Origin of the sequence: Chitinophaga sp. (assembly GCF_036566945.1) — a bacterium.
Classification (GTDB): Bacteria; Bacteroidota; Bacteroidia; order Chitinophagales; family Chitinophagaceae; genus Chitinophaga.
Genome location: NZ_DATCVJ010000413.1, coordinates 1 through 10991 on the forward strand (window position 1 = coordinate 1; position 10991 = coordinate 10991).

Below are 10991 nucleotides of genomic sequence, written 5' to 3' on the forward strand. Positions count from 1 at the left end.
GATGTGGAAGATGACGATGCAAGCAGCTTCCTCGTCAGAAAGATCCGGTTACTGGTCCGGTGCCAGTTCTCGCTCTCCCATCCTACTCTTTTAAGCTAACACTGCAAATGTTATAAGGCCCCTCCATCCTGTTGGGCGCTACTTTCCAATAAATACATTACACAAAGTGTACTGAGGATCTGATCGATCCCATCATTCAGTTGCTCATAGTGTGACCATGCCAGCCTGACGCAAGTATTTAATACCGCTTCGTCATGTATTGCCGCATCGTTACGCTGGCAACTGACAACGTTTTGTACCCTGGGGCTACTATGCCCCCACTACCATGCCATCGCTTAATATCGATTAAATATCATGAATAGAATTGTCATGTTTACGGGCTTCTTTGCCCTGCTGTATCTAACAAGCTGTAAACCTAAAAAAGAAGAAAAAGAGGAAGCTGAAAAGTACACAGTTACCAGTCCATCTAGAATTGACACCTCATTTACCAGTGAATATGTTTCCCAGATAAAATCTGTCAGGAACATTGAAATCCGGGTACAGGAAAGAGGATATCTGCAAAACATCTATGTAGATGAAGGCCAGTTCGTGAAAGCCGGGCAGCTGTTGTTCAGGATCATGCCGAAAATGTATGAAGCAGAACTGCAGAAAGCTGAGGCGGAAACCAGAGCCGCGGAAATAGAATTGCAGAACACCAAAACCCTGGTCGATAAAAACGTGGTGTCAAAAAATGAACAGTCTATGGCACAGGCCAAACTGGATCAGGCCAAAGCGGAGATGGCGCTGGCGAAACTGCACCTGTCGTTCACAGAAATCAGGGCGCCATTCGATGGTACCATTGACCGTATCCCCTTCAAATTGGGTAGCGTAATCGACGAAGGCGGACTGCTAACCAGTCTTTCCGACAACACCCAGATGTATGCCTACTTCAATGTATCTGAGCCGGAATACCTGGACTATGCCACCAATACCAAAGGTCGTGGTAGCAGCAAAGTAGGTTTGCTGCTGGCCAACAATCAGCCGCTCCAGTATAAAGGAGATGTGGAAACCATTGAAAGTGAATTCAACAACGAAACAGGAAATATTGCCTTCCGGGCAAGATTCCCGAATCCTGAAAAGCTTTTAAGAAACGGTGAAACAGGTAAAGTACTGATGACGATTCCGCTGAAAAATGCATTGGTCATCCCACAAAAAGCAACTTACGAAATTCAGGATAAGATATATGTTTTTGTAGTGGACAACAACAACGTGGTAAGATCCCGGAACATTGCGATCCGTGGTCAGATGCCCGACCTCTATGTGGTAGAAAGCGGCGTGTCAGAAAAAGATAAAATACTGCTCGAAGGTGTTCAGAAGGTAAAAGATGATGACAAGATCAACTATGATTACCGGAAACCAGAGGAAGTTATTTCCCATCTTAGATTGAAAGCGGAATAGTTGTTCATGTCCAAATAGCGTAGCTCAATGTTCAATAAATTTATACAGCGACCGGTGTTATCCATCGTGATATCACTGATCATCGTCTTCCTGGGTGTGCTGGCCATTACCCAGTTACCGGTAACACAGTTCCCTTCCATTTCTCCGCCAAAGGTGAATGTGACAGCGGAATATCCCGGCGCGAATGGTGAACTAATGATCAAATCAGTGATCATTCCCCTGGAACGAGCCATCAACGGCGTTCCCGGGCTGAAATATATCGCCTCTGATGCAGGTAATGACGGGGAAGCTTCCATACAGGTAGTATTTAACCTGGGCACCGATCCTAACCAGGCATCATTGAATGTGCAAAACCGCGTGGCCTCCGTAGTAAATAAGCTGCCGCCACTGGTGGTACGTGAGGGTGTGAAGATTACCCGTGAGGAATCCAACATGCTGATGTACATCAACCTTTACAGTGATGATCCGCAGGCAGATCAGAAATTCCTTTTCAACTATGCGGATATCAACATCCTGCCGGAGCTGAAAAGAGTGGATGGGGTGGGCTTTGCAGACATCTTAGGTAACCGCGAATATGCCATGAGGATCTGGCTGAAGCCCGACCGCATGCTCGCCTACAAGATTTCTGCCGATGAAGTCATGAAAGCACTGGGTGAACAAAGTCTGGAAGCTTCTCCCGGTAAAACCGGTGAAAGCTCTGGTAAAAGATCTCAGACTTTTGAATATGTATTGAAATACCCCGGCAGGTTCACCACCAAGGAAGGATATGAGAATGTAATCTTAAGATCCAGTCCGAATGGTGAAATACTCCGCCTGAAAGATGTAGCAGGCGTAGAATTCGGGAGCTCGATGTATGATATTTACTCCAACCTGAATGGTAAACCTTCCGCCGCTATTGTATTAAAGCAATCCTACGGAAGTAATGCCAGCCAGGTAATTAAGGATATTAAGGCCAAGATGGAAGAAATCAAGGCCCACGATTTTCCTAAAGGAATGAATTATGAAATCAGTTATGATGTATCCAAATTCCTGGATGCCTCTATTGAAAAAGTAATTCATACGTTGATAGAAGCCTTTGTCCTGGTGGGATTAGTGGTATTCCTCTTCCTCGGCGACTGGCGCTCTACCCTGATTCCGGCCATGGCTGTACCGGTATCGCTGATCGGAACATTTATGTTCATGCAGTTTTTCGGTATTACCCTCAACCTCATCACGCTGTTTGCGTTGGTGCTGGCCATTGGTGTGGTAGTGGATGATGCGATTGTGGTGATTGAAGCGGTGCATGCCAAAATGGAAGAAGAACATTTGTCTCCCTTGAAGGCCACCAAAAAAGCCATGCATGAAATCAGCGGTGCTATCATTGCCATCACGTTCTTAATGGCAGCGGTATTTATTCCGGTGGCGTTTATGTCTGGTCCTGTAGGGATCTTCTACCGCCAGTTTTCCATCACCATGGCGACGGCTATCATTCTCTCGGGTGTAGTGGCATTAACGCTCACACCTGCGTTGTGCGCCATGATATTGAAGAATGGACATGGACAAGCTAAAAAGAAAAATGTAGTCGATAAATTCCTCGACGGGTTTAATAATACGTTCAACCGCGCTTCCGGAAAGTACCAAAACATACTGGGCGCCATCGTTAACAGAAGGTCGGTGACCTTTATTGTGTTGGTGGCTTTCTGTGCCGGCACCTGGTTCCTGAATAGCAATGTTCCTTCCGGATTTATTCCGAATGAAGATCAGGGTATGTTCTATGCCATCATTCAAACTCCTCCCGGATCATCGCTGGAAAGAACGAATCAGATTGCAGAGAAGCTGCAAAAAGTAGCGGAAGGCATCGAAGGTGTACAATCCGTTTCTGCATTGGCTGGTTACGAGATCCTGACGGAAGGAACTGGTTCCAACTCAGGTACCTGTTTGGTGAACCTGAAAAGCTGGGAAGACCGGAAACATTCCGTGCAGGAAATCATGACGGAGCTGGAAGAAAAATCCAAGGATATTCCCGGCGCCACCATCGAATTCTTCCAGCCGCCCGCAGTACCGGGTTATGGAGCCGCTGGTGGGTTTGAGTTGCGCCTGCTGGATAAAGCCGGATCAGGTGATTACAAAAAGATGGAAACCGTGAGCAGGGACTTTGTAAAAGAACTCAGCAAACGTAAAGAGCTATCTTCCGTATTCAGCTTCTATAGCGCCAGCTTCCCACAATACATGCTGAGAGTGGATAATGACATTGCCCAACAAAAAGGTGTGAGCATTGACAATGCCATGAACACACTGTCTACTTTGATAGGAAGTAACTACGAAATCAGCTTTATTAAATTCGATCGTCAGTACAAAGTGATCATCCAGGCATCGCCGGAATACAGGGCGTTGCCGGAAGATATTCTCAAGTTGTATGTGAAAAATGACCGCGACGAAATGGTGCCTTTCTCTGCTTTCATGAAGATGGAAAAAGTGTATGGCCTGTCGGAAATCACGCGGCATAACATGTACAATTCCTCAGAAATAAGTGGGGCTGCTGCTCCCGGTTACAGTAGTGGTGAAGCCATTAATGTGATCAATGAGGTAGCGCAAAAAACCTTGCCAAGAGGCTTTGGTATTGACTGGGCGGGTATTTCCAAAGATGAGGTGGCGCAGGGCAACCAGGCTATTTACATCTTCCTGATCTGTCTTGGTTTCGTATACCTGATTCTGGCCGCACAGTATGAAAGCTTTATTCTGCCACTGGCGGTGGTATTGTCGCTGCCTCCGGGTATTTTCGGGGCGTTCCTGTTACTGAAATTACTGGGACTGGAAAACAATATCTATGCGCAGGTAGCCATGGTAATGCTCATTGGTTTGCTGGGTAAAAATGCGGTGTTGATTGTGGAGTTTGCCGTGCAGAAACACAGGGGCGGCGCCACGGTGCTGCAAGCTGCCATGGAAGGCTCCAAGGTAAGGTTCCGTCCTATCCTGATGACTTCCTTCGCATTTATTGCGGGATTGATTCCATTGGTAATGGCTTCAGGCCCGGGTGCATTGGGCAACAGAACGATTGGTACTGCTGCTGCCGGAGGGATGCTTTTCGGAACAGTATTCGGGGTGCTGGTCATTCCCGGACTGTACTACATATTCGGCAAACTGGCAGAAGGACATGCACTTGTGAAAGACGAAGAAGAAAATCCATTAACAGAAGAAATTGATCACAATGTATAAATTCAGGATACATAGCGGCGTAGGACTGCTGAGCGCTTGTTTGGCGGTAGCCAGCTGCAAGGTGCCGGCGATCATGCCATCGGCTGAAAACAAGGCGATACCGTCGGCTTATGATAACAATGCTGACACCACCAACATGGGCAGCATGCAGTGGAGAAGCTTTTTTACAGATCAACACCTGGTAAGCCTGATCGACACAGCACTGAATAATAACCAGGAGCTGCTGATCACCTTACAGGAAATTGAAATTGCCAAGAGTGAAATCCGGATGAAACACGCTGCGCTGCTGCCAACAGTTACTGCCAAAGCAGGTGCAGGTGTAGAAAAAGTAGGACGATACACCAGTCAGGGTGCCGGTGATGCCTCCACAGAAATAGAACCGGGCAAAGAAATGCCCGATCCGCTGGCGGATTATTCCATTGGCGCCTATGCCACCTGGGAAGTAGATATCTGGAAGAAACTGCATAACGCTAAAAAGGCCGCAGTAACAAGGTATCTGTCGACCGTGGAAGGCAAAAATTTTGTACTGACCAACCTGATCGCAGAGATAGCAAATTCTTATTACGAATTGTTGTCGCTCGACAACCAGTTTGAGATTGTAAAACAAAACATTGACCTGCAAAAGAATGCACTGGAAATTGTAAAGATCCAGAAAGAAGCCACCAGGGCAACAGAGCTGGCAGTGAAGAAATTTGAAGCGGAAGTGTTGAAATCCCAGAGCCTGGAGTTTGAAATACAACAAAAGATCAAGGAAACAGAGAACAGGATCAACTTCCTGTTAGGTCGCTATCCGCAGGAAATTGCGCGGGATAAGAGCACCTTCTCCAACGCATTGCCGACTACTGTCAACGCAGGTATTCCATCGCAATTGCTGGCCAACAGGCCCGATATTAAACAGGCGGAACTGGAATTAACGGCGGCCAAGCTGGATGTAAAAGTGGCCCGCGCAGAATTCTATCCTTCCCTCGGTATTTCGGCCGGTGTAGGCTTACAGGCATTTAAGCCTTCCTACCTGGTGAAGTCGCCGGAGTCGCTGCTGTACTCCCTCGCAGGAGAACTGGCAGGGCCGTTGATTAACCGGAATGCGATCAAAGCAGAATTTAACAAGGCCAGTGCAAAACAACTGCAGGCCATGTACAATTACGAGCGGACTATCTTAAATGCATACCTCGAAGTATCTACGGAGTTATCCAACATCAGCAATCTCGAAAAGAGCTATGATCTGAAGTCGAAACAAGTAGATGCACTGACCACGTCCATCGACATTTCCAACGACCTGTTTAAGTCTGCCAGGGCCGATTATCTGGAAGTACTGATGACACAGCGGGATGCGCTGGAATCCAAACTGGACCTGATAGAAACCAAAAAAGATCAACTGAATGCAGTCATCAATGTTTATAAAGAACTGGGGGGCGGCTGGAAGTAATAGCATCTGATAGCAAAAAGCCGGCAACGATGGTTGCCGGCTTTTTTATTGTAAATTTCTTTCCTCCAACCTCATGGCAGGTGGTTTAACAAAATTTCCTTTGAGCGAAACAAATAAGGAATCGCTGCTTTCTTTGCAATAATTAACCATCTGTCTGCTCTTTTTAACCTGCCGGCTCATTATCCCCGTTTGTTAGTTACTTTTATCCGGTAATTAACCTAAAAAAAACGACATGTTTTCAGCTGAAACATACACCAAAAGAAGAAGCATACTGCAATCCGATATTGGCAGGGGCCTTATTTTACTTCCCGGCAATGACGACAGTGGCATGAACTATAAGGACAACATCTACCCTTTCCGGCAGGATAGCAGTTTCTTATACTTTGCAGGTATCGACCGGCCCGGATTGACGTTTGTAATAGATGTAGATAATAACCGGGAGATATTATTCGGCGATGAACTGACGGTAGAAGAGATCATGTGGACAGGTCCGGTGGAATCGCTGGCAGCACAGGCCGTGAAGACCGGCATTAAAGAGATCCGCCCATTATCCCAACTGGCGGGCTTCCTGGCAAGCAGTGTTAGCAGCAAACAGGATATTCATTTTCTTTTGCCCTATAGAGCAGATGATACGGTGAAACTAAGCACCTGGTTAGACATTCCCGTTGCCCTCCTTCCGCAGCGTGTATCTGTAAAGCTGATACACGCGATTGTGCGTCAACGGTCCATTAAAACCAGCGAAGAAATTGAACAGATAGAAATCGCCGTCAACACCACCATCGACATGCAGTTGAAAGCGATGGAGCTATCGGCCGCCGGGGTTACCGAAACGGAAATAGCTGGTCGCCTCCAGGCCGTGGCCATTGCTGCCGGGGGAAATATATCTTTCCCCGTTATTTTAACCAGCAACGGGCAGTTCCTGCACAATCATCCGCATTATGCGCCACTACAGAACGGGCAATTGGTATTGTGTGACTGCGGCGCCGAAAATGCGATGCGCTACGCCGGTGACCTGACCCGTACGCATCCTGTTAATAAAAAATTCACGACTGCCCAACGGGAGATCTATGATATTGTATACCAGGCATACCAGGCAGCCGCCGATGCGGTAAAACCAGGCATACACTTTAAAGATGTGCACCTGCTGGCTTGTGAGCAGTTGGCTGCAGGACTCATTTCGCTGGGCCTCATGCGGGGCAATGCCCGCGAAGCGGTGGAAGCGGGCGCGCATACCCTCTTCTTTCCCTGCGGTCTTGGACATATGCTGGGACTGGATATTCACGACATGGAAAATCTGGGAGAACAATATGTAGGCTATACCGATAGTTTAAAGAAAAGCACCGACTTCGGTTTAAAATCCCTGCGACTGGGACGTGAGCTGGAAGAAGGATTTGTATTGACCATAGAACCAGGCATCTATTTCAATCCGCTACTGACAGCAGCCTGGCAGGCAGCAGGCAAACACAGCGCTTTTATTAACTATGAAAAATTAGCGGCGTACGAAAATTTCGGGGGCGTACGGGTGGAAGATAATTTCCTGATAACAGCCAGTGGCAGCCGTATCTTGGGACGTCCTTTCGCTAAAACAGCCACTGAAATCGAACACCTCATCAATTTATAAATACATGAAACAGCAGCTACTGCTCCTGGCAGTTTTATTTTTGTTTTCCTGCAATACGCGTAAAAATGAGGATACCGGCAACAAGCAATTAAATGTGCTCGCAGAAAAATATGTGCGGCTCGGATTAAGTATCGGTCAATATGATCCTGATTTTGTAGATGCCTACTATGGCCCGGATTCCCTGAAACCAACTGCTGGCCGGCAATCCACTTTTCCAAAAGATAACTTTCTCGGTGCGGTGGATAGTTTAAAAGCATCGTTGCAACAACTCTCTACTGAAACAAAAGACGATACTGTTCGCATCCGGTCACAATGGATCATGCGACAACTCACTGCTTTCAGCAGGCGTATCAAAATATTCTCCGGTGAATACAGTGATTTTGATAAGGAGTCAAAAGAATTATTTGACGTGGTGGCGCCCACGTATCCGGAAAAATATTATCAGTCGCTCGTAGCCAAACTCGATAGCCTGTTACCCGGTAAAAGCGCGGTACAAGACCGTTTCCAGCAACTCGCCAATCGTTTCATCATCCCCAAAGATAAACTGGATACGGTTTTCAAAACCGCTATCGCAGCAGCCCGTAAGCGCACCTTGCAGCATTATGCTTTACCGGCAACAGAAAGCTTTACACTGGAATATGTTTCCGGCAAACCGTGGATGGGTTACAACTGGTACAAAGGAAATTATGTGAGCCTGATTCAGATCAGCGCCGACCTGAATATTTTCATCGAAAAAGCAATAGACCTCGCCTGTCATGAAGGATATCCCGGTCATCATGTATATAATATGCTGCTGGAAAAAAATCTGTATCACGACAAAGGATGGGTGGAAATATCGCTGTATCCTTTATTCAGTCCACAGTCGCTGATTGCCGAAGGCAGTGCGAACTACGGCATAGAAATCGCCTTCCCCGGAACCGAAAAAAATACCTTTACCAAAAACATCTTATTACCGCTGGCAGGATTAGATACCACCGGGATAGATACTTACTTTAAAGCACTGGACATTAAAGGACAACTCAACTATGCACGCAATGAAGTAGGCAGAGGATTGCTGAACGGCAGCATGTCCGACTCCGCGGCTACACAATGGCTGCTGAACTACACGCTCCTGAACCAGGAAGCCGCGGCAAAAGGATTGTTGTTCATTAAGAAAAACCGTTCGTATGTAATCAACTACAATTATGGACTGGACCTGATCAAAAACTACATCTCGGCTGATGCCCATGAAACACAGCCCGACAAAAGGTGGGAAAGTTTTGGTCATTTGCTCAGCAACGAAATTACGCCAACAGACCTGATACAAGGAGGCAAGCCATAATCATGTTTTTATTTGCTGACAGCCATCATGGCTGTCAGCCTTTTTGATATCAGCAGCAGCAGCACACCTGCGGCGCCCACCATGATCACAAAAAGCAGGAAGAAATCGTAGGCGTTGCGGATAGCATATCCTCCAAGCGTAAGCGTTTTACCATGATCCGGATACAAGGTGCTTAATACACCGGCAAATTTATTGGCTGCTGCTGTTGCCAGGAACCATACCGCCATTAGTAAAGAGGAAAATTTAAGCGGCGATAATTTATTGACCAGCGATAGCCCTATGGGCGACAAACAAAGTTCTCCGAAAGAATGCAAAGCATACATGCCGGTAATCCAGATAATGCTTACCTTGATATCAGGAGCTACTGCTTTCACACCAAATGCAATCCATAAATATCCCAACGCCAGTAACAACAACCCTATGCCCATTTTAACAGGCGCGGAAGGTTCATGTTTCCCCAGCCGCGGCCATAGCCACGCGAAGAACGGCGCAAAGAGAACGATGTAAATGGAGCCCAGGGAAAGAAAAAGACTAGGCGGTATTTCATTCAGCAGCAGCGCATTTTTACCCAGGAAATATATATTCACGCCGGCGATGCCCAACAGGAGGAGCAACAACAATCCGTAGATCGTGTTGCGTAACAAATGATCCACAGCGGCTGACAACTGCCGTTGTGCATGACGGAACAATCTGAATAATCCATATACTAAAAGAACAGATCCCAGCTGAATACTCCATACCGGTATTTTCCAGCCCAGATGTCTGTTGGTTTGTTCATCTGCAAAAAATGTCAGCGAAGCCCCTGCCTGTTCAAATGCTGCCCAGAAAAAGATCACAAAGAAAGAGATGATAAAGATGACTTTGATCCGCTGTTTTTCTGAACGGGTAAGCGATGGATCTCTGAAGATGATCACCGCAATCAGTACTACCGCGGCCAGCAACAGGTACGACAGGTAGTTAACGATGGTGGCATCGATATATAGTAAACCGATCATCAGCAAGGTAGTCAGTACCAGTCCCCCGATCATCACGAGCGGTTGCAATAGTTTAGCCGGCACCCGTTCCGGGGTGAGGCCCAGTACATTCCCTGCCGGATCTTTCACATAGCGATGATGAAATGCCACCTGCACCAGCACACTAATCACCATGCTGACACCACCCGCTAAGAAAGCCCATTTAAAATCAGCCGGGTTGCCCGTATCTCCGGTAAGGCCGCAGATAATGGGGCCTAACGCACCTCCGGTATTAATGCCCATGTAAAAAATCGTATAGGCCGTGTCTTTTCTTTTATCCCCGTCTACATATAACTGCCCTACCAGGGAAGAGATATTAGGTTTAAAGAATCCATTGCCGGAAATCATGCAGCCGAGGCCACAAAAGAACAGCAGCAGCGAAAGAGAAGCATAATGCTGAAATGAGGAGGCGCTGACAAAAAGGATCATCTCTCCTACTGCCATCACGATGCCGCCGGTAATAATGGAGCGCCGGTTGCCCCAATAACGGTCGGCAATGTAGCCTCCCAACAGTGGAGTAAGATAAATCAGCCCCGTATAACTTCCATATAAATTGGCGGCAAACACTTTGCTGAACAGTAACGCCTTGGTCATATAAAGGATCAGCACCGCACGCATGCCATAGTAGTTGAACCGCTCCCACATTTCAGTGACAAACAAAATGTAAAGTCCTTTGGGATGCGATGCAGGCCGGGAAGTTTCAGGCATAGAAATGTTTTTTCAATACCTGTTTAAATGAAGGTACCACTTCAAATATGGTCTTCTTTGGGAGATATGTATTTGCAGTAATTAACAGAATATGCGTTCATTTTAACCTTCTATCGCTATTTTCTGGCCCTTTACGGGGATACGGGGATTTTCACGGTATGATGGTGGTAGGTTACTGATTATATTTAGCATTATTATTCATGAAAGCTCCTGCAATTCCCTCAAAAGCGTCAAAGGATGGGTCTATCCTGGTAAAGATAGACCCGCCGG

The 10991-nt window shown here is 46.8% G+C and carries 6 protein-coding genes; 5 read left to right on the plus strand and 1 reads right to left on the minus strand.

Annotation, left to right across the window (positions count from 1 at the left end):
- The first annotated feature begins 354 nt into the window (after nt 1-354).
- The 5 genes from VIP81_RS12365 to VIP81_RS12385 all read left to right on the plus strand — a co-directional run bounded on the left by VIP81_RS12365 (nt 355) and on the right by VIP81_RS12385 (nt 9000).
- Nucleotides 355-1437, plus strand: a complete 1083-nt coding sequence (locus VIP81_RS12365) for an efflux RND transporter periplasmic adaptor subunit (RefSeq protein ID WP_331960682.1) — start codon at nt 355-357, stop codon at nt 1435-1437.
- 27 nt (nt 1438-1464) lie between these two features.
- The gene (locus VIP81_RS12370) at nt 1465-4632 is read left to right on the plus strand and encodes an efflux RND transporter permease subunit (protein ID WP_331960685.1); all 3168 of its coding nucleotides are present in this window, start codon (nt 1465-1467) and stop codon (nt 4630-4632) included.
- The gene (locus VIP81_RS12375) at nt 4625-6058 is read left to right on the plus strand and encodes a TolC family protein (protein ID WP_331960688.1); all 1434 of its coding nucleotides are present in this window, start codon (nt 4625-4627) and stop codon (nt 6056-6058) included. Before VIP81_RS12370 ends, VIP81_RS12375 begins: the two co-directional genes overlap by 8 nt.
- 232 nt (nt 6059-6290) lie before the next feature.
- On the plus strand, nt 6291-7679 hold the full coding sequence (locus VIP81_RS12380; protein WP_331960691.1) for an aminopeptidase P family protein: 1389 nt from the start codon (nt 6291-6293) through the stop codon (nt 7677-7679).
- 4 nt (nt 7680-7683) lie between these two features.
- Nucleotides 7684-9000 (plus strand): hypothetical protein, encoded by a 1317-nt coding sequence (locus tag VIP81_RS12385; protein ID WP_331960694.1) that lies wholly within the window; start codon nt 7684-7686, stop codon nt 8998-9000.
- An 8-nt stretch (nt 9001-9008) separates the two neighbouring features.
- Here the strand turns inward: VIP81_RS12385 and VIP81_RS12390 are convergent, their stop codons facing one another.
- A complete protein-coding gene (locus tag VIP81_RS12390; RefSeq protein ID WP_331960697.1) occupies nt 9009-10721 on the minus strand; it encodes a peptide MFS transporter in 1713 nt (570 codons plus the stop codon).
- Between the last annotated feature and the right edge of the window lie 270 nt (nt 10722-10991).